General features: G+C 35.6%; 24 protein-coding genes. 3 read left to right on the top strand and 21 right to left on the bottom strand.

The window, feature by feature from the left end; all coding sequences use genetic code 11:
- Positions 1 to 27: 27 nt before the first annotated feature.
- From GN157_RS16250 to GN157_RS16235, 4 genes are all read right to left on the bottom strand, one after another.
- Positions 28 to 729 (bottom strand): hypothetical protein, encoded by a 702-nt coding sequence (locus GN157_RS16250; RefSeq protein ID WP_157484541.1) that lies wholly within the window; start codon positions 727 to 729, stop codon positions 28 to 30.
- Complete coding sequence (locus GN157_RS16245) at positions 722 to 1339, bottom strand: hypothetical protein (protein WP_157484540.1); 618 nt, start codon at positions 1337 to 1339, stop codon at positions 722 to 724. Before GN157_RS16245 ends, GN157_RS16250 begins: the two co-directional genes overlap by 8 nt.
- Before the next feature lie 128 nt (positions 1340 to 1467).
- Positions 1468 to 2097, bottom strand: coding sequence for a hypothetical protein (locus tag GN157_RS16240; RefSeq protein ID WP_157484539.1), 630 nt, complete (start codon positions 2095 to 2097; stop codon positions 1468 to 1470).
- A 2-nt stretch (positions 2098 to 2099) separates the two neighbouring features.
- Positions 2100 to 2447: a PadR family transcriptional regulator gene (locus tag GN157_RS16235; protein ID WP_035131652.1), complete on the bottom strand. Its 348-nt coding sequence runs from the start codon at positions 2445 to 2447 to the stop codon at positions 2100 to 2102.
- 128 nt (positions 2448 to 2575) lie between these two features.
- Here GN157_RS16235 and GN157_RS16230 point away from each other — a divergent pair, with 128 nt between their 5' ends.
- Positions 2576 to 3628, top strand: coding sequence for a ferredoxin--NADP reductase (locus GN157_RS16230; RefSeq protein ID WP_157484538.1), 1053 nt, complete (start codon positions 2576 to 2578; stop codon positions 3626 to 3628).
- A gap of 31 nt (positions 3629 to 3659) precedes the next feature.
- On the opposite strand, the gene GN157_RS16225 is transcribed toward GN157_RS16230, so the two are convergent.
- Both GN157_RS16225 and GN157_RS16220 read right to left on the bottom strand, forming a co-directional pair.
- On the bottom strand, positions 3660 to 4706 hold the full coding sequence (locus GN157_RS16225; RefSeq protein ID WP_157484537.1) for a glycosyltransferase family 9 protein: 1047 nt from the start codon (positions 4704 to 4706) through the stop codon (positions 3660 to 3662).
- Positions 4707 to 4718: 12 nt separating this feature from the next.
- Complete coding sequence (locus tag GN157_RS16220; RefSeq protein ID WP_157484536.1) at positions 4719 to 5324, bottom strand: DUF4254 domain-containing protein; 606 nt, start codon at positions 5322 to 5324, stop codon at positions 4719 to 4721.
- A gap of 68 nt (positions 5325 to 5392) precedes the next feature.
- Between GN157_RS16220 and upp the strand changes: the two genes are divergently transcribed.
- Complete coding sequence (gene upp / locus GN157_RS16215; RefSeq protein ID WP_157484535.1) at positions 5393 to 6046, top strand: uracil phosphoribosyltransferase; 654 nt, start codon at positions 5393 to 5395, stop codon at positions 6044 to 6046.
- On the opposite strand, the gene GN157_RS16210 is transcribed toward upp, so the two are convergent.
- Positions 6041 to 6970 (bottom strand): DUF6427 family protein, encoded by a 930-nt coding sequence (locus tag GN157_RS16210; protein WP_157484534.1) that lies wholly within the window; start codon positions 6968 to 6970, stop codon positions 6041 to 6043. The two genes, upp and GN157_RS16210, sit on opposite strands and share 6 nt — an antisense overlap.
- 48 nt (positions 6971 to 7018) lie before the next feature.
- Here GN157_RS16210 and GN157_RS16205 point away from each other — a divergent pair, with 48 nt between their 5' ends.
- Entirely contained in the window at positions 7019 to 7249 is a 231-nt protein-coding gene (locus GN157_RS16205) for a DUF6341 family protein (RefSeq protein WP_035131664.1), read from the top strand.
- Here the strand turns inward: GN157_RS16205 and purD are convergent.
- The 14 genes from purD to rfbA form a co-directional block, all read right to left on the bottom strand.
- The gene (gene purD, locus GN157_RS16200) at positions 7244 to 8515 is read right to left on the bottom strand and encodes a phosphoribosylamine--glycine ligase (RefSeq protein WP_157484533.1); all 1272 of its coding nucleotides are present in this window, start codon (positions 8513 to 8515) and stop codon (positions 7244 to 7246) included. The two genes, GN157_RS16205 and purD, sit on opposite strands and share 6 nt — an antisense overlap.
- A 29-nt stretch (positions 8516 to 8544) precedes the next feature.
- Positions 8545 to 9912, bottom strand: a complete 1368-nt coding sequence (locus GN157_RS16195) for an undecaprenyl-phosphate glucose phosphotransferase (protein ID WP_157484532.1) — start codon at positions 9910 to 9912, stop codon at positions 8545 to 8547.
- A 3-nt stretch (positions 9913 to 9915) separates the two neighbouring features.
- Positions 9916 to 10899, bottom strand: coding sequence for a UDP-glucuronic acid decarboxylase family protein (locus GN157_RS16190; RefSeq protein WP_157484531.1), 984 nt, complete (start codon positions 10897 to 10899; stop codon positions 9916 to 9918).
- A gap of 2 nt (positions 10900 to 10901) precedes the next feature.
- A complete protein-coding gene (locus GN157_RS16185; RefSeq protein ID WP_157484530.1) occupies positions 10902 to 12218 on the bottom strand; it encodes an O-antigen ligase family protein in 1317 nt (438 codons plus the stop codon).
- Positions 12172 to 13266, bottom strand: a complete 1095-nt coding sequence (locus GN157_RS16180; protein WP_157484529.1) for a DUF1972 domain-containing protein — start codon at positions 13264 to 13266, stop codon at positions 12172 to 12174. Before GN157_RS16180 ends, GN157_RS16185 begins: the two co-directional genes overlap by 47 nt.
- Positions 13267 to 13334: 68 nt before the next feature.
- Positions 13335 to 14471, bottom strand: coding sequence for a glycosyltransferase family 4 protein (locus GN157_RS16175; RefSeq protein WP_157484528.1), 1137 nt, complete (start codon positions 14469 to 14471; stop codon positions 13335 to 13337).
- On the bottom strand, positions 14468 to 15709 hold the full coding sequence (locus tag GN157_RS16170) for a hypothetical protein (protein ID WP_157484527.1): 1242 nt from the start codon (positions 15707 to 15709) through the stop codon (positions 14468 to 14470). Before GN157_RS16170 ends, GN157_RS16175 begins: the two co-directional genes overlap by 4 nt.
- 3 nt (positions 15710 to 15712) lie before the next feature.
- Positions 15713 to 16390 carry an acyltransferase gene (locus GN157_RS16165; RefSeq protein ID WP_157484526.1) on the bottom strand — a complete coding sequence of 226 codons (678 nt, stop codon included), beginning with the start codon at positions 16388 to 16390 and terminating at the stop codon, positions 15713 to 15715.
- Positions 16391 to 16429: 39 nt separating this feature from the next.
- The gene (locus tag GN157_RS16160; protein ID WP_157484525.1) at positions 16430 to 17683 is read right to left on the bottom strand and encodes an oligosaccharide flippase family protein; all 1254 of its coding nucleotides are present in this window, start codon (positions 17681 to 17683) and stop codon (positions 16430 to 16432) included.
- Between the two features lies 1 nt (position 17684).
- On the bottom strand, positions 17685 to 19520 hold the full coding sequence (locus GN157_RS16155) for a glycosyltransferase family 39 protein (RefSeq protein WP_157484524.1): 1836 nt from the start codon (positions 19518 to 19520) through the stop codon (positions 17685 to 17687).
- 34 nt (positions 19521 to 19554) lie between these two features.
- Complete coding sequence (locus GN157_RS16150) at positions 19555 to 20481, bottom strand: glycosyltransferase (protein ID WP_157484523.1); 927 nt, start codon at positions 20479 to 20481, stop codon at positions 19555 to 19557.
- A gap of 3 nt (positions 20482 to 20484) precedes the next feature.
- Positions 20485 to 21324, bottom strand: coding sequence for a dTDP-4-dehydrorhamnose reductase (gene rfbD, locus GN157_RS16145; protein WP_157484522.1), 840 nt, complete (start codon positions 21322 to 21324; stop codon positions 20485 to 20487).
- Entirely contained in the window at positions 21318 to 21869 is a 552-nt protein-coding gene (rfbC, locus tag GN157_RS16140) for a dTDP-4-dehydrorhamnose 3,5-epimerase (protein ID WP_157484521.1), read from the bottom strand. The genes rfbD and rfbC overlap by 7 nt, the downstream gene beginning before the upstream one ends.
- A 4-nt stretch (positions 21870 to 21873) precedes the next feature.
- Entirely contained in the window at positions 21874 to 22734 is an 861-nt protein-coding gene (gene rfbA, locus GN157_RS16135; protein WP_157484520.1) for a glucose-1-phosphate thymidylyltransferase RfbA, read from the bottom strand.
- Between the last annotated feature and the right edge of the window lie 2 nt (positions 22735 to 22736).

Genomic DNA, 22736 nt, shown 5'->3' with positions numbered 1-22736 from the left:
TATAAATTGTAAAAACGTTACAATTTACTATTGCTTTAACAGCTTATACTCAGGATATGTTTGCTCTAAATGCACTTCTGCCCTGTTTATTATTACATATAAAATTATGTATTGATATATAGCAAACAGCACCACTCCTGCTGCCAGGATCCATTGCCCTACTGCCGAATATTCTTTATCATACACATACTCTATTACCTGATAGGGTATGAATATAAATACGGGTACACTCCCACAACGGAATATTATTTCTTCAAGCATCCAGCGATAGCCTGTTTGTCTTACTTTTTTCCTGTACCTATAGTTAAGCACAAAAAAACGAAACAAACTGAAAATTAATATCGAAAATAATAGTACCGGAGCTATAACCGCATGAATATGCTGTATTGACTTTGCTACAAGCACGGTTAATATTATAGTAAGCAGTATTTTAGGCAATTTGAAGTATTCCTTAAAATAACCCCAAAGTAATTTTCGGTATTTTTTGGTCAATGCCAACTGCCTTCTTTCCACAACATCCATAAAACCGAAAACACCAAACTTTTTAAATTCCTGTTTCAGAACATCATCAAATGAAAGATCCGGTTGTTGTTGCCATTTCTCTTCAATAGCATTAGCCAGATGATCTACCAGTTCGGTTTGCAGGTCGTAGTATTCTACAAAATGCTTACGGGTAAAGGCATAAAGCTGTTTTACTTCTTCATCGGTTATTTTTCTTTCCTTATTCATTAAATCTTAGCTTGTACATTTTTTTAAGCTTTAGGTATGAGCTTATTATCATAACTACAAAACTGATGATTACAGCATAATATAAAAACAGGTAAATATCATCTGTAAAAATGGTTTGAGGCTTTACCGCCAAAAACAATATATATACTGTTAATGCTGCTGCATAATGAAACCTGTTTACGCCAGACCATTCGGGTTTTTTATTTATTACAACCATATGGACATAACTACTGAATATTACACCACACAGCAGAAAATATAAAATGGTAAAACCTGTAAATACAGCATCATTATAACCCCTTTGGTTTAACAGTAAGGCTACTGTAAACAAAATCGTAGCAACAATATAGAACTGAGGCTTAACTAAGCCCTTAACCAGCATTTTGAACGCCCTAATTGTTGCTGCTTTTGAAAATTTCTTAGCAGAACTTAATAGTTCTGCTTTATTTTTAACCATATATGCCTGAAATTCATCATAAAAAACACCTTCTTTTTCTTCAAGTGCCGTTGCTATATGATCGGTCATTTCATAACGTATGTCCAAATACTTTATCCCTGAATTCTCAAGATATTGGTCTATAAATTTTAATTGATTGTCTGTTACTTGCATGTTTAAAATTGTAAGTCGGGATTTATTTTGGGTTAACCAGTGTTTGCAGGTCGTAGTATTCTACAAAATGTTTACGGGTAAAAGCATAAAGCCGTTTTACCTCTTCATCAGATATTCTTTTTATCTTATCATCCTTCATATCTCAGTTTGTATTTTTTCATCAGTTGCCTTGACGTAACTATTGTCATAACAATAATAGAAACTATAACACATTGATATAAAATAAAATAAAAATTATCTCCTGTCTCTTTAGGAGCTTTAAAAGTATTTGTCCCAAAAATCATTACCCCGTTTAATATAAAACTCACCACCTCCATCAATTTATGTGTACCCGACCAAAGTTTCTCCTTTTTTGTCCGTTTATGATAAATATTAAATCCTGATATTACCAGTAGTAAAACAAAATATGTTAGATAAAAAACGTAAACTAATTTTTCAAAATTCATATGATTAAGCCCTAAAAATGATAATCCGAACAAACTCCCTGTAATAAGTAAACCTTTAACACTTAACAAATTACCAAACAGTAGTTTAATGGCTTTGTTTCTGGCAATTTTTGAAAATTTATTGTTAGACTCTAAAAGCTCTTTTTTATGTAAAACCATATAGGCCTTAAACTCATCATAAAAATCTCCTTCCTTTTCTTCAAGAACTGTTGCTACATGGTCAGTCATTTCATAACGTATGTCCAAATATTTGACCCCTGAATTCTCAAGATATTGGTCAATAAATTTTATTTGATTGTCTGTTACCTGCATGTTTAAAATTGTAAATCGGGATTAATTTTTGGGTTAACCAGTGTTTGCATATTCTTGATAAATTCTTCCAGTTCCGCCAGTCGGTTTACCGTTTCTTTTTGTCCGTCTTCTGTTAGTTTGTAGTATTTGCGCAGTCTGTTACCCACTTTCTCTACCTCTACATCCAGCAAGCCTTCGCCCTCCAGTTTGTGTAGTGCCGGGTATAGGGCACCTTCGGTAATATTAAGTTCGCCTTTGGTTATACTCTTTACCTTTTGGGTAATCTCATAACCATACATGCGTCCGTTTTCTTCCAGCAGTTTCATAATAATGGTGGTAAGGCTGCCTTTATATAATTGGGAGTTTTTCATTTTAAGAATTTTGTACTGCAAACATACATAAAATTCTTATGCATAATAATTTTATGTATGTTTTATTTGTTTAATGTTGTTTTATACCGTTAAAGGATTGCTTATTTTTGCATTGAAAAACACAAAATATGTCAACATTTCACTCACTTACAATAAAGGATATAAGGAGAGAAACGCCTAATGCGGTTTCTATTGCCTTTGAGATTCCGGAAAATCTGAAAAACGAATATAAATTTATTGCCGGTCAGTATATTAACATTAAAAGTGTATACAACGGTGAAGAATACCGCAAAGCTTACTCTATATGCTCAAGCCCTAACAGTAACGAGCTAAGGGTTGCCATAAAAGCAGTTAAAAACGGAGGCTTTTCTGTATTTGCTAATGAGCAACTTGCTGTTGGCGATACTGTTGAAGTAGGTGTCCCTGAAGGTAAATTTACTTTTGAACCTAAAACCGACCGCCAGAGAAACTATGCGGCCTTTGCGGCAGGTAGCGGTATTACACCGGTACTTTCCATCATACATTCGGTATTGGAAAATGAGCCTGAAAGTACGTTTGTACTGGTATATGGTAACAAAACACCGGAAGACACTATTTTTCACCAATACCTGCACGACCTGCAACAAAAATATGTAGGCCGTTTGTTTATCCAAATGGTATACAGCCAGGCAAGGGCAGAAGATTCTCTTTTTGGACGAATAGAGCGCTCTACCGTAAACTTTGTACTTAAAAACAAACACAAGGAAAAAGAATTCTCTAAGTTTTACCTGTGCGGACCGGAAGAAATGATTAAAACGGTAAGCGAGATACTTAAAGAAAATAATGTTCCAGAAAAGAGCATCAAATTTGAGCTTTTCACCACTCCGGTTGAAGATAACAAAATTGACGAAAATCTTGAAGGGCAAACCAAAGTTACTGTATTGGTAGATGATGAGGAAACTACTTTTGTGATGTCTCAAAAAATGACCATTCTTGATGCAGCATTAAAAGAAGGACTGGATGCTCCTTACTCCTGCCAGGGTGGTATTTGCAGTAGCTGTATGGCTCGAATTACAGGTGGTACAGCAGAGATGAGAAAAAATGCCATACTTACAGACGGCGAAATAGCCGAAGGCCTTATACTTACCTGCCAGGCACACCCAACTTCTGCCGAGATTCATGTAGATTATGATGACGTTTAATAACGCTCATAAAACCATAAAAAAAGGATGCTTAGGCATCCTTTTTTAGTATATCGTTAATTCTGTTTACAACTGTTTGCGGCTTTATGGTACGCATGGCGTCCTCATAGCCTTCTACTTTTTTATTACCATAAATAGATGTTGGCAGTAACGGATATTTATCTCTGCCGGAAACCAACAGGTTTTCCTGCGGTTGATGGTAAGGAGCAAAGCCTGCATAAGGGTGTGTAGCTCCCCATAGTGTTACGGTTGCCACTCCCTGCATGGCTGCCATGTGGGCATTACCACTATCCATACTCAGCATAACATCAAGGTTACTAATAAGTTGTAGTTCCTGCTGTAATTTTAATTTCCCTGCAACTACTATTGTGTTGCTAATATTATTAGCAAAATAATTTAGTACTTCTATCTCTTTTGCTCCTCCGCCAAAAAGGAACAGTTTATACGATTTATTGTCAGCTAAACCGTTTATCACTTCCTGCATTAAATCCTGTGGATATACCTTACCTTCATGCTGGGCAAAAGGCGCTATACCTATCCACTGTCCTGATTTTTCTCCCGTTACTGTTAGTACATCGGGTGTCAGTTCGTGTTTCTCAGGGAAAACAGGCACACTAATATCTATAGGGAAGCCCAGTTGGGCAAACGTTTGTGCATGTCTTTCCACAATTGGGGTAAGCTGTTTAAATATTTTGTTTTCGGCACGGGTTAGGGCTTTTTTCTCTTTCCTAACCTTATCAGTAGTAGCCGTTTTTATTCCGCTAAAAGCAAACAGTCTGGTTACTGTTTTAGAGCGCAGTACGTTGTGTAAATCGGCAACGGCATCAATATTTAGCTTTTTAAGCTCACGGTATAGCTTTAGCAGTCCGCCAAAACCTTTATGCCTGCCTTTTACATCGGCTTCATAAAAACCTACATTGGGAATACCGTCAAAAAAGGGTTTGAAAAAGCCTCTGGACAATACCGTGAATTTAACCTCTGGGTATTGTAAAGCTAAGGCTCTCAGCACCGGTACTGTCATAGCGACATCACCCATTGCAGAGAGCCTTATTACAAGTATATGTTTTATACCCGCCATATTATGCAGGTTTTACTTTTTGTTTTGGTATAAAACAGGGTTTAATTCTTCGTCGTTGTACATTTTCATTTGTTTGTACACTTTCATGAATTTATCTCCGCTTTCAATATCGGCTAAAAGCTCATCAATAGCAGTAGAAAGATCTGTTCTTTGTTCTAAAAGAACATTCAGTTTCTCCTGGCATTTTGCAATGTGCTCCGGCGAAGCGTCTGTACGGTTCACCTCTTCCTGCATGTGGTATATTTTAAGGGCAAGGATAGAAAGCCTGTCTATAGCCCATGCCGGACTCTCAGAGTTTGTTTTAGCGTTATCATTTACTGTAACATCCTGATATTTATTTAAAAAGTAGCTGTCAATATATTCTACCATATCAGTTCTGTCCTGGTTAGAGGCATCAATCCTTCTCTTTAATGCAAGTGCCGCTACAGGGTCAATTTGCGGATCACGGATAATATCCTCAAGGTGCCATTGTACAGTGTCAATCCAGTTTTTGGCATATAGTAAATGCTCTATCTGATCCTTGCTGTAAGGATTATTAACAGGCTGATCTACATTATCAAATTTGTGATAATCGTTTATACTTTGCTCAAAAATGGGAAATGCTATTTTAGAAAACATAGGGTTAAATTTTATTTTACAAATATAGTTTTAATACTTTTATCCTGCTAATACTAATTTACAGCACTATGCATATTCACTACCTTTCACAAAACAACAGTGTATTAAACCATTTTTTAGCACAAATACGCGATGTAAACGTTCAAAAAGATACTATGCGTTTTAGGAAGAATATAGAGCGTATAGGAGAAATTATGGCTTATGAAATAAGCAAAACACTTGAATATACCCCTGTTAGTATTACCACACCTCTTGGAAAAAAGGAAACCGAATTTGTAAAAAAGCCTGTAGTAGTTTGCTCCATATTAAGAGCGGGGCTTACCCTTCATAACGGACTACTTAATTTTTTTGATGATGCCGATAGCGGATTTGTGTCGGCTTATCGTTATCACCCTAATAATGACGATGAGTTTATAATACAAACTCAGTATCAGGCTGTGCCAAACCTTACAGGAAAAACATTACTGCTCGCCGACCCAATGCTGGCTACTGGGCTATCGTTAGAAGCTGTATTTAAAAACCTTATGGCAACAAATAAGTCCGAAGAAATTCATATTGCAGTAGTAATTGCAGCGCCCGAGGGCATAGCTCATTTACAACAAACCCTGCCGGATAATGTACATTTATGGGTTGCTGATAAAGATGAATACCTTAACTCCCACAAGTATATTGTTCCCGGGCTGGGAGATGCCGGAGATCTTGCTTACGGAGAGCGTTTATAACTGGGCAAAAAATAACCCTATCGATATTAAAACAATCAGTATTAGTATACTCTCCCTTATCCACTTTACCTTTTGGCTTTCTATAAAGTTAGCCCCCATTATGGCCAATGGTGCAAATGTAAATGCCAAAAAACTATTGTTTTTATTGGCCGAAAGTACATATATAGCCACACCTATTAAAAAAGAGAAAATCACTTTTTTGTAAGAGGAATGCAGGTTAATAGGTTTTGCCGAAAGCATAGCAACCTGTGCCACAACAAAAAACACCGCAATTGATGAAAACAGGGCAAGGGCTATATTCTGGTAAATATTTTCAAAATACGTAAAATCGAAGCTGGTTTGCATATCGGCATACAGGTTGTAAAACAGATCGTTACCAAACAGTAATACTGTTAAAACGTAAAGTGTAGTCGCCGAAAAAAAGGCTATAAAAGGTATTATCCAATTACGATAATCTCTTGATACGTGAAAAATTATTGAAATAAATACCAGCAGAATATAAATTATACACCAAAAATGAAAAAAACTTGCCACAAATATCCAAAAGGAAGCATCAAAGATTTTTTCCTTAGGGGTAATGAGTGACTGTAGTGATATAAGCCTCCTTAAAGCCAACAGTAAAAAGAAATTTGCCACTATGATTTTTGTGTTTACCAATATGGTAGGAAAGAGCACTAAAAACATGGTAAACAGGAACATAGAGTAAGTATTGTCCCGGCTTAATGAGTTCTTTCTGGTAATAAAATTTACAAGGAAAACCGAAAAGGCCAAAAGCAAATATAACCCCACTTTTTGTAGTATGAGTGAGAAATATTCCACCCAGTAAGTGTCTTTAAACAGGTATAAAAAATAGAATAAAGTTATTAGTATACCTATTAAAGCATAATTTATCGGCTTTGATTTATTAAAAACACTTGCCAGCATGTGAATATTTTATACTTTTGTGATTGTAAATATAATACTTGTTTAAAGATGAGAGCATTTTTTGAAGGAATAGATTATCTGTTTGTACACATACTATTTGCACCGCTTGACTTTATTAGAGCCCTGGAGCTTGAAAACTGGTGGGTAGCAAACATTATTACCTGGATTTTTATCCTTATCTGCTGCGGGGCAACCTGGTACTGGATTCAGCAACTGAAAATTTTCAAAGCGAATCACGAAGATGACCAGGATACCACAGCACACTCTTTCTTATCATAGATCGAAACCTATATCTTTTCTAAAATATATCTTATCAAAATTTAGCTTGTCTATATTTTGATAAGATTTTTTTATGGCTTCATTAAAGTCAGCACCATATGAGGTAACGGCAATTACACGTCCACCATTGGTCACCACGTTTCCGTTATCATCTTTTGTTCCCGCGTGGAAAACAAGAGAATCTTCTACCTTATCAAGTCCTGTTATAACTTTACCTTTTTCATAATCTTCAGGGTATCCGCCCGAAACCAGCATAATTGTAGCAGCACTTCTTTCATCAATTTCAAAAGCAGTTTCTGCAAGCGTACCATTATGTAGTGCTTTGAAAGCTTCAACAAGATCTGATTTTACCCTTGGCATTACCACCTCAGTTTCAGGGTCACCCATTCTTACATTATACTCAATAACATAAGGATCGTTACCTACTTTTATAAGACCAATGAAAACAAAACCTTTGTAATCAATGTTTTCATTTTTAAATCCTTGTATAGTTGGCTTAACAATACGTGTTTCAATTTTCTCAAGGAATTCGGCATCTGCAAACGGCACCGGTGAAACAGCTCCCATACCACCTGTATTAAGCCCTGTATCGCCTTCTCCAATACGTTTGTAATCTTTAGCCATTGGTAACAGCTTGTAGCTCTCTCCGTCTGTTAAAACGAAACAGCTAAGCTCTATACCGTCAAGAAACTCTTCGATAACTACCTTAGTACTCGCCTGACCGAATTTTGCATCTACAAGCATGTTTCTAAGCTCCTGTTGTGCTTCTGCAAGGTCACTTATAATAAGTACACCTTTACCAGCAGCAAGTCCGTCTGCTTTAAGTACGTATGGTGCTTTTAATGTAGTAAGGAATTCACACCCCTGCTCTACGGTTTCTTTTGTAAAACTCTCGTAAGCTGCTGTAGGAATATTGTTTTTTACAAGGAACTTTTTAGCAAACTCCTTACTTCCCTCAAGCTGTGCAGCATATTTTGACGGACCTATAACCGGAACGTTGCTAAGGTCACTGTCATTTTTAAAATAATCATATACGCCTTTTACCAGTGGGTCTTCCGGACCTACTACCACCATCCCTATGTTTTCCTGCTGTACCAGTTTTTTTACAGCTTCAAAATCAGTAGGGTTTATGTTTACATTATTTGCAATGGCCGATGTACCTGCGTTACCAGGTGCAACAAATAATTTAGAACACTGCGGGCTTTGCAGCATTTTCCAGGCCAGCGCATGCTCTCTACCTCCAGATCCCAGTAATAAAATATTCATATGTTATTGCTTAATTATTGTGGTAAATACTAATAGGCTTTTTCTTCACCCTGAAAAATGTTTACCACCGTTTGTACTATAATTTTTAAATCCAGTAAAAGCGACCAGTTCTCTATATAAAAAACATCATACTTAATTCTGTTTATCATATCTTCATCTGTGCTTATTTCCCCTCTGTACCCCTTTACCTGTGCCAGGCCTGTAATACCCGGTTTAACATAAAGCCTTGTAAGGTATTTTTTTATACTCTTACTGTACAAATTATTTTGTGACCATAAATGAGGTCTTGGCCCCACTACACTCATTTCTCCAAAAAGTACATTTAAGAACTGCGGCATCTCATCAATACTCGTTTTTCTCATAAAACGTCCTATTCGGGTAACCCTGGGGTCATTTTTTATAACCGACTCTTCTGTTGTTTTGTTCAGCTTCATTGACCTGAACTTATAACAAAAAAATTCTCTTTCATTTATTCCCGGTCTTCCCTGTTTAAAGAATATGGGACCCGGTGATTCAAGCTTAATTATTAATGCCAGTATGGGTGTTAACCATGTTAACACAAAAATTATAACAAATAACGAAAAAACAACATCAAACAACCTTTTAACGGCTTTTGCCACAGGCTCATGCAACGGGGTTTTTCTTAACGACAGTACCGGGAAAAACTCATAATAGTCTACCCTAAGGTTTTTAGTAAATATCTCCTTAGTATCGGGGATAAACTTTATAATCTTGTCATTAATATCGGCAAACTCAACCAGTCTTTTAATTTGGTAATTAGTAATTTCGTTAAGCGAACAGTAAATCTCGTCTACATTATTATCTATTGCAAAGGCTTCTACCTCGGCTATTTTTCCTTTTACTTGATCGTTTTGCTTCCTGTCTGAAAAGAAACCAAGAAACCTATATCCATATTCACCCTTTTGTTCAAAAAGCTCTTTTAGTCTTAAAGCATCTGGTGTGTATCCTATAATTACTGCCTTACGGTAATTACTGCCTGTAACTACCCTGTATCTCTTTAAGTAATAAAACAATACAAATTTAAACAGTATTATAATTATAAATGCAATAACAAGATATTTTGCTATTGCCTGACCGCTAAATATGGCTTGTTTTGAAAATGGGAAAAAGGCAATTACCACCAGTAAAAAAACTATTCCCTGCCTTACAATTTTTACAATTATATCTGTTAAGCTCGTAAATCGATAAATTTCATAAAAGCCAAATATATAAGCTATTATAAACCATGTAGCTACCTGATAGGTGCCAAAATAAAACTGGTTAATACCCAGTTCCCAAAAGAAATAAGGGAACAACAGGGTTAAGACCAATACATCAAATGCTATATTTATTGGTCTTATATATTTTGAATATCTCCTTTTTCCGGATGAAGTCATTAATTAGTATATATATCCTGAAAAATCTTTGTGTTCTTCCTTAAGCAGCTCGTCATGTGTTAACGACTTAAAGTATTCGTAGGTTATTTTCATACCTTCGGCACGACCTACTTTAGGTTCCCATCCCAAAAGTTCCTTAGCACGACTTATATCCGGCTGTCTTTGTAACGGATCGTTAATAGGTAATGGTTTGTATATAACTTTTTGTTTTGTGCCTGTAAGTTTAATTATCTCTTCGGCAAAGTCCCTTATAGTAATCTCATCTGGGTTCCCAATATTAACCGGATATACATAATCAGAATGCAATAACCTGAAAATACCTTCTACCTGATCATCTACATAACAAAACGATCTTGTTTGCATACCATCGCCAAAAACAGTTAGGTCTTCACCTCTTAGTGCCTGACCGATAAATGCCGGAATTACCCTTCCGTCATTTAATCTCATCCTTGGGCCATAGGTATTAAATATCCTTACAATTCTGGTTTCAACACCGTGAAAAGTATGATAAGCCATAGTTATAGATTCCTGAAAACGTTTTGCTTCATCATACACCCCTCTTGGCCCTATGGTGTTTACATTACCATAGTAATCTTCATTTTGCGGATGTACTAAAGGATCACCATATATCTCTGATGTTGAAGCAATAAGTATTCTTGCTTTTTTAACCCTTGCCAGTCCTAAAAGATTATGTGTTCCTAACGATCCTACTTTAAGCGTTTGGATAGGAATTTTTAAATAATCTATAGGGCTTGCCGGTGATGCAAAATGCAAAATATAATCCAGCTTATCGGGTATATTTACAAACTTTGTAATATCATGATGATAAAACTCAAAGTTAGGAAGTTTGAAAAGATGCTCTATGTTTTTAAGATGCCCGGTAATAAGATTATCCATACCAATTACATAATAGCCTTCCTTAACAAACCTGTCACATAGATGAGACCCTAAAAAACCGGCTGCTCCTGTAATAAGTATTCTTTTCATTTTTAACTTCTTTCTTTTTCTATAACACTGGAATACAACTCTTTATTAAACAGACAATACAAAACGGTAAAGAAAATAACGCCTCTTTGCCTCCATAAAAAAGATTCGGTCAAAAATAAGGCTATCATTAGAAATGCGAAAGCAATATGAACAAAATCTTTATTGCTTAAACCATTTTTTAAGTTAATTCCTAACATTACCATTAAAACCAAAAAACCTATTAAGCCCAAATCGGCAAAAATCTCAATATACTGATTATGAAAGTTAAGGGTATTATATCCCCTATGGGTTTCGTCGCCCTTATATACATTATGCTCATCTCCTTTTTCCTTAATCCTGTTAAGAGAAGCATTAAGCCCATAACCGGTAAGCAAAACAGGATCTTCACTCATCATTTCGGTAAAAATTCTTATTTGGTAAACCCTAAAAGAAGTTCCGTTAAAATAATCATTTTGACTAAAGGTTTCGTTATTCCATGCCTGAGCTATAGTAACGGCTCTTGTACCCATATCCTTAACTGCCTGCTCTGTATTTGGTTTAAGCTCAACCTCAACCCTTTCTTTTATTTTACCAAAGTACCCTGCTATTACTATAGCTACCGCAAATACTGTTGTAAATGTCCATTTCGCTTTTTTAGAAGCCGGAGACCAAAACAAAAAGTATAAAATAGTAAGTAAAATATCTGTAAGGAGTATGTTTTTAGAAGACAATAAAAAAATGAAAACAAAAAGAAATAACAGGGCTAAATAGTCAAACTTTCTTTTTCGCTTTTTGGCTACAAAATAAAACAGGGCAACCGACATGAAAACCGATACATAAATAGCGTTCACATCTTTTGTTACTAAATCATGATAAAAGAAAACATTACTGTCTCCTGTTTCAAAGTATTTTATAAACGCCCTTGCTATATAAAAAAGGGCATATATAAACATTCCCCAACTGTAAAATTTAAGCGTATCTCGTTGTTGCTTTGGCCAAAGTCTTATAATACAAAAAACAACGGGAATAATAAGCAACGGAATCTCTTTGGAAAGTGCCTTTAATGTACTTTTAAAATCTATAGTCCAAAGAAGTGAAGCCGCCATAAGCAAAAACAGGGCTACAGGCATAAATAGGGCTATGCTAAAACTAAAGTCCTGCTTTTTTGCGGTAAACAAAGCATAAAGGGTAAAAAGTATAAGTGTTATACTACCAAATGCATAGTTTAACGGAATAGTTAGCAATACAGCTACTGCTAAAAAAACCAGCGTTTTAGGATTTGTTACAGGCCTCTTACTTTTTGGTAAGGCATTTTTCGAAGAAGTGAAGATAGTCCCCATTAATTTTTTCCCAATTAAAGTCGTCTATTATTGCTTTATAGTTATTTTCGATGGCCTGCAAATTATCACTTTTTTTTAACGTATTGATAATATTTGCGACTTCTTGCAGATTTGAAAAATAAAAAGCATTGTTTTTAAGTACTCCTTTATTAAAATCGTTATTGTTTGCTATTATAAAGGCCTTAGATGCCATGGCTTCTAAAAGTGACGGATTAGTACCGCCAACAGAGTGCCCGTGAAAGTACAAATTGGAATAATACCTTAAGTTATCCAGGTGGTTTATATTGTATATACCTCCCATAAAACGAATATGGCTGTGAGCTCCAAACTTGTTTTTTAAATAGGCTCCATATTTTGTTTCATGCTTACCAATAACCAGTATAGGGGTTTTATTTCCGCTTTGCACTACCCCTTCAAGTACCATGTCAATATTGTTTTCGGGTTCAAAACGAGCCATCACCATATTGTAATTGCCTTTCTCTACATCATACTCTTTAATAACCCCTTCATCAGGGTTCTCAAAAGGATATGCGCCATAGGCAATATATTCTGACTCTTTGTTGTATCGGTTTTTTAGTGATTTCTGTATACCCAGGGAGTCAGCTACTAAATAATCACTACTTATGGCTGCCAGTCTTTCGGCAAACTTAAGGAACTGCCTTACAGGTGCCGAATATTTAGAACGCTTCCACTCCAGGCCATCCATATTACTTATTATTATGGATTTTTTAGGCAACAGGAAAAACCATATGGAACTACTGGTATACCCCAGTTGAAGTATAATATCAAAATTCCTTTTTCGGGAATCCATTATACAGTTATAGTCATATATAAACTGACCAAAGGTACCCATTTTGTACTCTGGATCATGTTTATGGATAATGTGTGCTCCCTTAAACATTTTTTCCTGATACGGATGATTATGTGAATTATACACATATACTTCGTGACCCTTATCTGCCAGATAGGCCGAAAAGTATTCTGCAAATTGTTCAAAACCACCGTAATAATTGGGAACCCCTCTTGTACCTAATATGGCTATTTTCATTGTGTGTTTTTAGGTGTGCAAATATAGGTGTTTTTAAAAACTTATCTTAAAAAGCAATAATAACACAACTAGCCCTGTAGTATACGGGATATATTTGCAATATATTTTTCGGGAGAAAATTCAGACAGAGCTCTTTCGTATCCGTTTTCTCCAAATTGGTTTCTAAGATCTTCATTATTGATAAGTTTAAGCAAAGCCTGGGCAAAATCACTTTCGTTTGATGGTTCTACAAGGAAACCTGTTTCATTATTTACCACTATCTCTGTTACTCCGCCATGATTAGATGCTACAACAGGCTTTTTTACGAGCATCGCCTCCAGAGCTACCAGCCCAAAAGATTCTGCCTCTGTAGATGGCATAACAGCAATATCGGTTACATTCCAAACCTGTTTAAGACTTTTAGTAAACGGTAAGACTGTCACTTTATTTTCTAAACCTTCGGCTTGCACTATTTCATAAACCTCGTCTTCATAAAACTCCTGCCCCGGTACGGGAGAACCAACCAAAAGTAGTTTTGCTCTCGTTTGTTGTAGGTAATTGCTAAATGTGTTTAAAAGCCATTTGTGACCTTTAAGCCTGCTTATTCTGCCTACAAGTGTAATAATAATATCTTCCTCCGAAAATCCAAAATCTGCTTTTGTTGCAGCTTCCGTTTGTGATTTTGATACAGCAGGACCATTATGTACTACAACCGTTTTTTTACCTAAAGATGGCTGCCTCTTTATAAGGTTACTTTCTGTAGCACGGGAATTACATATTACAACATCTGCTCTTTTAGCAAGCAATTTTGGGTAAGCTTCAGCAAATATCTTAGGGTGCACAATTATTTCATGTACATGCCAAACATGTTTTATTTTTCTTTTTCGCGCATATACCATTCCTAATAGCACTGCCAGAGTATTAGAATAAACAATATCAAATTTATATTGCTTATTGAGCTTATCTAAAATAGATACTCCTTTTTTTATATCCTTAAAAAACCTATTAAGGTTTTTTGGGGTAAACATGCTTCTGTACACCTTAAGCACCGGAGCCACAACTACTTTTATTTCTTGTTTTTCGAGCTCGGTTTTAAGCGGACCTTCCTGAGGCAATATCACTACAGGGAAAAATTTAGATTTATCTAGTCCGGTAACAGTAAGGTACAGCATTCTGTCTGACCCATACATTTCTGCTGCCTGATGTATTACAAGGATATTTTTCATTGTGTGCGGTTTGTTACAGCCCTGGCTATGTTTTCCCGGTGTCTTACCAAAAAACCGAAGATTACTGCCTTAGTATCTACCGTAAAGTAAAAGCCCATAAACACCCAATAAGACACTAACAGATATACTCCTGTACCTACTATTAAAAAATTAATATTGGTTATTATAAGGTTGTCAAAAGGTTTGTTTTTAAAGAGAAGGAGTATTGATATTAGTAATAATATTAATCCCGCCAATCCTGATTTTAAAAAAACGGTTGTAAACCCGTTATGTAAAAACGGAATAAAACGCATATAGCTACTTTGCAACCACATTTTTTTCTTTAAATCTGTGGTAGACCCTAATCCTTTACCAAAAGCAACTGCAGCAGGACCTTTATCTGTTACCTGCTTATATGTCATTATTGTTTCATAAGAGCGGTAGTTATCATTAAGGTCTTTCCAGTTATATTTGTTTACATGGGTTTTAAAAGCTTCCTTAGGTGAATTTTTAATTTTATAGAAAAAAGCCTCTATACCTCTTGTCCTGCTGGGGTTTGAATAATATATGGCTGTATACCCTCCTCCTAATATAAGTACAGAAAATGCAAGTATAGTAAGTGAGCGTTTGTTAGCTACAAAATATCCTTTCATTGCTACATACAAAATTGCAAACTGAATAAAGTTACTTCTAGCCAAATAAAGAATTGTGGAAAATATCAATAACGGAAGAAAAAGCTTAACCCTTTTATTTGATATTTCTAAACCAAGTTGTTTTCTAAAAATTAGTATAATTATAGTGTATACTTCAAAATCACTAAAATAACCGGTATGCATACGAAGTGTAGGCATATCCCTTATATGTAAAAATGTAAAGGCATAAGCCAGGTTAAACATATGGAAAACAGCAATAACCACTCCTGTTTTTACAATTATAATAAAAGGGTTGTCAAAATAGTCCTTACATACCTGGTAACCTATTAAAAGCCCTAATATGGGTTTAAGCATATAGGCAAAATCCCTTACAAAAGGATAGGGTTCGGGAAAATCAAAAATACTTACAGTTAGGGCAATAAGGAGTATCCCTATAAAACAGGCTAGCTGTTTTATCATAGTAAGACTGTATTTTTTTCTTAGAGTTATTAAAGCAGTTAGGCTCCATATAAAAAAAGTAGCCTCATATGTATTAAAATAAGGCACCACGATACAGGCCATAAATAATAGCTCATAAATACGCTGTTTCTTTATCTTAAGCCCCATATCTTATTCTATAGTCTTTATAATTTTTGCCGGTATTCCGCCAATTACACAATTATCAGGAAAAACACCGTTTACAACTGCTCCGGCTGCTACCACACAATGGTTACCAACTATGCATCCGTCTAAAAAGGTAACCTTTGCACCTACCCATACATTACTGCCTATTTTAATACCTTTTGAGGTAACGCCCTGTTCCCTTATCAGTTTTGTTGTATCGGTAAAATTGTGATTTTCAGAATGAAAACTTACATAAGATCCCATTATAACGTCATTGCCTATTTCGATTCCTCCGGCAGCTCCAAACTCGGTAAAACGACCCATCGCCGAATTACTTCCTATCGTTAATCCTTTCCCATATTTTGACGGGTGACTGGTACAGCTAACAAGCGAATAGGATCCAATACTGCTTCCGTTTCCTATAGAAAGCCTATTACTGGCATATCCGTCTATTTTTGTATTATGGGCAATGGTTACATTATGCCCAAAGTCTATATTGCTTTTATTAGTAATACTACAACCTGAGCCTATATACACTTTTTTACCCAGCTTTAAATAACCTCTTAAGAGCATTATAATTCTTTGGGATAATATCTTTCGGAAAAAACCATTAGGTATAGCAGGATCTACGGTGTAGTTTTTACCCGATTTATGCAAAAGTTTCTGAAATAGTTTTTTCGTCATTTCTAATGCTGATATGGTCTCAAAAGTACAATAGTTTTTCTAATACACATGTTTGAGCCTGTTTTTAATAACGCTTAAAAATAATAGACCCGTTACAAACTCGGTAACTATAAACGTTACTAAAACTCCCTGTAATTTATAAAAAGGCATTACTGCTATTATACCTGTAAGATTTACTACAACCATAATCATGGTTATACGGGTATATTGCCTGTTATAATTCCATCCTAAAATGAGCTGTTTTAATGGTGCAGATAATGCAAATGTTAATGGGATTGCAGTTCCAAGTCGAAGCAAATCTGAAATTTCATTTACTGATTCGGCTTTAAAATAAGTAACCACCGGTATCGACAAAACAAACAGCAATAACATTGCTATTGCTATAAATATAAAGTTGGCTCCGTTAAACAGCTTCCAAAAACGTATTGCCTTCTTAGCATTGGTATCCAGCAAATAACACACTCTTGGGAAAACATAGTTAAAAAACAGTAGTATATAGGTCCTGAACATTACCACTATTCTTTCTACAATGGCATACATACCTGCAGCTGCATCTCCCATAAAGAGTTTTACCAATATTACAGGGCTGTACATTTGCAGTGACAACACAGCCTGAGAACTGAAAATGGAAAAATTATCTTTTAAATACTCCTTAACTTCATTAAAAGAAGTGGCTTTAAAACTTATTTCATAATGGTTTTTAAGATATAAAAATGCTATGGTATTAGCTATTATCATCCCTAAGCCCCACCACAGGTTAGCATAAATATAATCGTTAGAGGTTTTAATAAAACAAAACACGCCTGCAACGTAAATTACTTTTGAAAGAATATTAAGTATGGTAATCCATTTAAAATTTTCGACTCCCTGAAAAACCCATGTAGGGTTTATAAACTGACCTACTAAGATAGGAAGAGCCAAAAGGTATAATTCTTTCTCCTTACTAAAATATGGTATTGTAAGATAAAGGATGCTCATAAAAGCTAAAACTACGGTAACCAATAATGCCTTAGCTATATAAGCCGTACCTACTGTTTTTTCAAGTTTTTGTTTGTTTTCCCTATTTACGGCAACCTCCTTTACTCCTGTTATGTCGCTACCGTAGTCAATAATAACAATTAACAGAAATGAAATGGCCAGTCCGGTACTGATTTTACCAAAACCATCCTCTCCGCAAACAGATATAAGGTAAGGAGCTACCAATAAAGGAGTAACAAGGTTAAAACCCTGCCCAATACCATAAACCATGAAGTTGGTTATTGATTTTTCCTTAAGTACTTTAAGTACTCCCATTTTATTCCTTTTTTTCTATCTGAACAGAATATATTACAAGATTCCTGTCTTTGCCTTCTGCAAAAGTATCATTATCAAAAATAAACCGGGCTTCTGTTTCAGCATTGTTATTTATCTCAAAAGCCAGTTTCATTTCATTATTACTTTCATCCCCATTTAAATAGTAATCTCCTATTTTTTCATTTCCTATTTTTACCTGCAAGTGTGCATGTTCACCCTTTATCGGATCTTTAGGGAGACTGTTTGCTTTTATAATAAGGTTATATTGTCCTTTTTCCAGTTTAAAACTTTCTGATGTTAGTTCTCCGTTTTCAAACATATAAAAGTTTTTATGTTTGAAATTATCCTTTTCCTTTCCCGGCATTATTACAGAAATTTTAGGAGCGCTTTTTACTATATAGTGCCTTGCCCAGGCATCATACAATTCAATATTTTCACTAACGGTAAAGTTTTCATTTAAAAATGCCTCTTCTTCCTGTGTAAGGTCATAAGGTCTTGAATTACCGTCAAGGTACCAAAATGATACTTCTTGTTCGGTACCTTCTTTCATTGCATTTACATAATCACGCAATTTCATTTCTAAAACCGGTTCCCCTGTAGGTTTAAAGAAATAACTCATGAGCCACCCCCATGAGGAAACTACTTTATCTCCCTGCGGATTGTTATTCATTATTTCGGTTGTCAGTTCCCTGTATTGTGATTTGGAAAGTTTATAATAATAGTCTTTTACTATAAAAATATCGGTTAAAGAAAGTATAACTATCATTGCTACAATAAGTACCTGTGAAATCCTGTTACGCATTTGTTCTATGGCAATAGCAAATAGTAATGCCAATGCCGGAAGCATATGTATAAAATACCTTGACAGGATCATGGGTTCGTCCATATAAGACTTGATTATGGACAACGGTATGGCAAAAAATATCCAACAAAAAAAGATGAGTGCCGAGAATATAATATTATTAGAAAGCAGGCTATGTGCCAATAGACTGTTATCCTTTTGTTTAAAAAGATTTACAAAGTAAAATATGGTCAAAAGCAGAAACAGAAACCATAATAGCTCTGTATCTCCGGTTATTGCTTTTACTATTTTCGAAAAACCATCGGGCCCCGGTAAAGTAAGCCATCCCGACTTATACTTTGATACTTTTAATATTAAACTGTATCCGGGAAGCAAAAGTAAAAATAGAGTCGTACCTGCTACAACACACTTTTTGAAAAAAGCTTTTCTTTCTTCTTTTGGCTGAGTATATAGTATAAAAAGTATAAGCAACACCTGTCCAAACAGGGTAAGGGCAGACACTATATGGGCATGAAACATAAGGGCAGCAAACACCCCATACCATATAGCATTTTTAACCGATGGCCTTTTAAGGAAAACGGCCAGCTTATAAAAAGCCAATGTACAAAACAAAACTAAAAGAATGTACGATCTTGCCTCCTGTGAATATGTTATATGGTACAAATTTACCGTTAAAAGTAATGCTGCTATAAGCCCTGTTCTTTTATTGAATAGTTCTTTCCCCAGCAAATAAATTGCATATATACTCGCTATTCCTGTAAATGCCGAAAATAACCTTGCCGTTAAAGTTGAGTATCCAAATATTGCATTAAGCCCCTTAACTATTAAAAAATACATGTGGCCTATACCTTCTCTTAAAAGAATGATATGATTCATTTCCCGAAAAGTCATGGAAGGGTCTGATTCAATCATGGTATGGATCTCATCAATCCAAATACTTTGATAGTCTACATGAAACAAACGTAAAATTGATGCTAATAACAGTATTATTAATAGCCAGTAGTTTTGTTGAATATATGCTGTAATTTTTTTCATCTTTAATGAGTGGTTTGTTTTTTTAGAAAAACAATTAATCTTCTAAAAAATCAAGATATTTTTTAGTGTTAGGCGCATCAGTATTTTTTCTCGAACTAAGCTGTAAAAGCAATACTATAAGTGTAACCGAGAACAACTGAAGTATAATACCCATTATTATCATTATAAGGCTTGATGCCCAGCCGGGTATAGCTTTTTCGGTAAAAAACTTTTGAAACAATATATAAAAGACCCCTGTAAAACACAGGGCAATACCATAAAAGCAGAACTTTAATATTCTTACCGAAATTGAATCAAAATAAACCGAAATTGAGCTAAGTCCATGTAATACCAAACTGGTAAAGTTCATTTTAGACTGTCCTGAGTATCTTTTACCCCTGTTCAATAAAACCTTATTGTAAGGCAAACGGGAATGCATAACAGCTCCCGAATAGTGATTCCATATATTGCTTAATGCCACAACTTTTTTTAGCTGATTAACAGGCATAGCACTAAAATTACCAAAGCTTATTTTTTTACCTGTAAGTGTATTAAAAATAAGCTTATAAAACCAATATCCGGTTTTAAACATCAGGGATTCTTCCCTTTTGTTTCTTTCGGCAAAAACAATAGTTTGGGTTTTAAGACTCTTTTCAAGCAGTAAGGGTATATCTTCAGGCCTGTCTTCACCATCGCTGTCTAAAACCACTACAACATCACAATCATTAACTTCATTATGCACGTATTGTAACCCTACAGCTATTGCCCTTTGATGACCAACATTAACCTTAAGATTTAGTATTTTTATGTTTTCTGACCAAAAAATATCTTCTTCCAGCAATATTACAGACCCATCATTAACAATAACCATGTAAAACATAAATTCATTATGCTTTTTTTCCAACTGCATAATCTTATCTACTAAAACTGCACAGCTGGTCCAATCATTATAAAGAGGTGTAACACAGTAAACTTTTTGCATAGGTTAGTTATAAGGTTGTAAGGAATCCTGCCAGTTATTTATCTGTATATCAAATGTATCTTTTATTTTATTTTTATCCAAAACACTATATTGCGGTCGTTTTGCCGGAGTAGGATATGCCGATGTTGGTATAGGTTTTATGTCTATACTCACTTTGTTAATTTCAAAAATCTGTTTGGCAAAGCCATACCAGCTTGTTTCGCCTTCATTACTGTAGTGGTAAATGCCATATGCCGCTTTATTACTTTCTATAATTTTCAGTACAGCATGAGCTAAATCAACAGCATTAGTAGGAGTTCCCTTTTGGTCATCAATAACTCCAAGCGAGTCTCTTTCGGCAGCCAGCCTTAACATGGTTTTCATAAAGTTATTGGCAAACTGGGAGTACAACCATGAAGTTCTTACAATGTAATGCTCTTTGAGTGCTCGTTCTATTTCCTGTTCACCCTGTCTTTTTGTAAGACCGTATACCCCCAGCGGGTTTGTACTATCCTCTTCGGTATAGGGTATTGACTTTATTCCGTCAAAAACAAAATCGGTCGATATATGTATCAATCTAACTCCTTGATTATTACAAATCTCAGCAAGGTTTTTAGCTCCGGTAACATTAACGGCATAAGCCTGTTCCTTATCGGTTTCAGCTTTATCTACAGCAGTGTAAGCTGCTGCATTAATACAATAATCAGGTTTTACTTCTTTAAACAGCTTTTCAAGCATTGCTTTATTTGTAATATCGCCTTCTTTACTATCGGCATAATAAAAAGAAAGCGAACTATGACTAGCCGCTATATGCTTAATACTTTGTCCTAACTGACCCGATGCTCCTGTTACTAATACTACCATATTGGTCTTGCATTTTTAAGGTTAGGAAGTACCTTGTCCTTGTCTGATATAATCAGGTTTTCTGTAGGCAGTTGCCAGTCTATATTCAGTTCGGGATCATTAAACAGTATTCCCCCTTCTGATTCCTTATTATAAAAATTATCGCATTTGTAGAAAAACGAAGCCGTTTCGCTCAAAACTATAAAACCATGGGCAAAACCTCTGGGAACAAAAAGCTGTTTTTTATTTTCGGCGGTTAATAATACCGCTACATGCTCACCATAGGTAACCGAACCCGGCCTAACATCTACAGCTACATCCAGCACCTCTCCTTCCAGTACCCTTACCAGTTTAGCCTGTGCATGTTCGCCTGTTTGGTAATGCAGTCCTCTTAGTACTCCCTTTGTTGAGTGCGACTGATTGTCTTGTACAAAGTGTACCTTTTGCCCGGTTTGCTCCTCAAAACGCGCTTCATTATAACTTTCCATAAAATAGCCCCTTTCGTCATAAAAAACATTAGGTTCTATTATAAAACATCCTTCAAGTTTTGTAGGTATTGCAGTCATTTATTTAATCTAGTATGCTTAATAAGTGTGTACCATAACCACTTTTTAAAAGTGGTTCGGCGAGTTTAGTTAATTGCTCTTTATTAATAAAGCCCATCTTGTAAGCAGCCTCCTCTATGGCGCCAATTTTAAGTCCCTGACGTTCCTCTATTACCTGTACAAACTGCCCTGCCTGCATAAGGGAGTTAAAAGTCCCTGTATCCAGCCATGCCGTCCCTCTGTCCAGTATACTTACCTTTAGCTTACCTCGTTTTAGGTATTCCTTATTCACATCGGTAATTTCCAGTTCGCCTCGGGTACTTGGTTTTATGTTTGCCGCTATTTCAACTACATCATTATCATAAAAATATATACCCGGTACCGCATAATGTGACTTAGGATTTTGAGGTTTTTCCTCTATAGACAGTACATTACCGTGTGCATCAAAATCTACTACGCCATAACGTTCGGGATCGTGCACATGGTAGGCATAAATAATACCTCCATCAGGATCATTATTGGCCTGAAGCAAATCAGACAGGCCTGTACCATAAAATATATTATCGCCCAGTATAAGGGCAACTTTATCATTACCTATAAATTTTTCACCTATTATAAAGGCTTCTGCCAGTCCGTTAGGATGCTCCTGTATGGCATATTCAAACTTACAGCCAAGACTCGATCCGTCGCCCAAAAGCTGCCTGAATAATGGCAAATCATGCGGAGTGGAAATAATCAGTATTTCCCTTATGCCCGACCATATAAGTGTTGATAAGGGATAGTATATCATCGGCTTATCATAAATAGGCATAAGCTGCTTACTTACCGCTAAGGTTAACGGATGCAGCCTGGTTCCCGATCCGCCGGCTAATATTATTCCTTTCATAG

Source organism: Flavobacterium rakeshii (assembly GCF_009741375.1).
GTDB lineage: Bacteria > Bacteroidota > Bacteroidia > Flavobacteriales > Flavobacteriaceae > Flavobacterium > Flavobacterium rakeshii.
This window is presented reverse-complemented; position numbering and strand designations above follow the sequence as displayed.

What these genes read in the sequence shown, in the direction of transcription:
- GN157_RS16185 (WP_157484530.1), bottom strand. Translation starts at nt 12,218, where the DNA reads ATGGGGACTATCTTCACTTCTTCGAAAAATGCCTTACCAAAAAGTAAG.
- GN157_RS16155 (WP_157484524.1), bottom strand. Translation starts at nt 19,520, where the DNA reads ATGAAAAAAATTACAGCATATATTCAACAAAACTACTGGCTATTAATA.
- upp (WP_157484535.1), top strand. Translation starts at nt 5,393, where the DNA reads ATGCATATTCACTACCTTTCACAAAACAACAGTGTATTAAACCATTTT.
- GN157_RS16225 (WP_157484537.1), bottom strand. Translation starts at nt 4,706, where the DNA reads ATGGCGGGTATAAAACATATACTTGTAATAAGGCTCTCTGCAATGGGT.
- GN157_RS16250 (WP_157484541.1), bottom strand. Translation starts at nt 729, where the DNA reads ATGAATAAGGAAAGAAAAATAACCGATGAAGAAGTAAAACAGCTTTAT.
- rfbC (WP_157484521.1), bottom strand. Translation starts at nt 21,869, where the DNA reads ATGACTGCAATACCTACAAAACTTGAAGGATGTTTTATAATAGAACCT.
- GN157_RS16180 (WP_157484529.1), bottom strand. Translation starts at nt 13,266, where the DNA reads ATGAAAATAGCCATATTAGGTACAAGAGGGGTTCCCAATTATTACGGT.
- GN157_RS16175 (WP_157484528.1), bottom strand. Translation starts at nt 14,471, where the DNA reads ATGAAAAATATCCTTGTAATACATCAGGCAGCAGAAATGTATGGGTCA.
- purD (WP_157484533.1), bottom strand. Translation starts at nt 8,515, where the DNA reads ATGAATATTTTATTACTGGGATCTGGAGGTAGAGAGCATGCGCTGGCC.
- GN157_RS16240 (WP_157484539.1), bottom strand. Translation starts at nt 2,097, where the DNA reads ATGCAGGTAACAGACAATCAAATAAAATTTATTGACCAATATCTTGAG.
- GN157_RS16235 (WP_035131652.1), bottom strand. Translation starts at nt 2,447, where the DNA reads ATGAAAAACTCCCAATTATATAAAGGCAGCCTTACCACCATTATTATG.
- GN157_RS16170 (WP_157484527.1), bottom strand. Translation starts at nt 15,709, where the DNA reads ATGGGGCTTAAGATAAAGAAACAGCGTATTTATGAGCTATTATTTATG.
- GN157_RS16230 (WP_157484538.1), top strand. Translation starts at nt 2,576, where the DNA reads ATGTCAACATTTCACTCACTTACAATAAAGGATATAAGGAGAGAAACG.
- GN157_RS16220 (WP_157484536.1), bottom strand. Translation starts at nt 5,324, where the DNA reads ATGTTTTCTAAAATAGCATTTCCCATTTTTGAGCAAAGTATAAACGAT.
- rfbA (WP_157484520.1), bottom strand. Translation starts at nt 22,734, where the DNA reads ATGAAAGGAATAATATTAGCCGGCGGATCGGGAACCAGGCTGCATCCG.
- GN157_RS16210 (WP_157484534.1), bottom strand. Translation starts at nt 6,970, where the DNA reads ATGCTGGCAAGTGTTTTTAATAAATCAAAGCCGATAAATTATGCTTTA.
- rfbD (WP_157484522.1), bottom strand. Translation starts at nt 21,324, where the DNA reads ATGGTAGTATTAGTAACAGGAGCATCGGGTCAGTTAGGACAAAGTATT.
- GN157_RS16205 (WP_035131664.1), top strand. Translation starts at nt 7,019, where the DNA reads ATGAGAGCATTTTTTGAAGGAATAGATTATCTGTTTGTACACATACTA.
- GN157_RS16160 (WP_157484525.1), bottom strand. Translation starts at nt 17,683, where the DNA reads ATGGGAGTACTTAAAGTACTTAAGGAAAAATCAATAACCAACTTCATG.
- GN157_RS16150 (WP_157484523.1), bottom strand. Translation starts at nt 20,481, where the DNA reads ATGCAAAAAGTTTACTGTGTTACACCTCTTTATAATGATTGGACCAGC.
- GN157_RS16190 (WP_157484531.1), bottom strand. Translation starts at nt 10,899, where the DNA reads ATGAAAAGAATACTTATTACAGGAGCAGCCGGTTTTTTAGGGTCTCAT.
- GN157_RS16195 (WP_157484532.1), bottom strand. Translation starts at nt 9,912, where the DNA reads ATGACTTCATCCGGAAAAAGGAGATATTCAAAATATATAAGACCAATA.
- GN157_RS16245 (WP_157484540.1), bottom strand. Translation starts at nt 1,339, where the DNA reads ATGCAAGTAACAGACAATCAATTAAAATTTATAGACCAATATCTTGAG.
- GN157_RS16165 (WP_157484526.1), bottom strand. Translation starts at nt 16,390, where the DNA reads ATGACGAAAAAACTATTTCAGAAACTTTTGCATAAATCGGGTAAAAAC.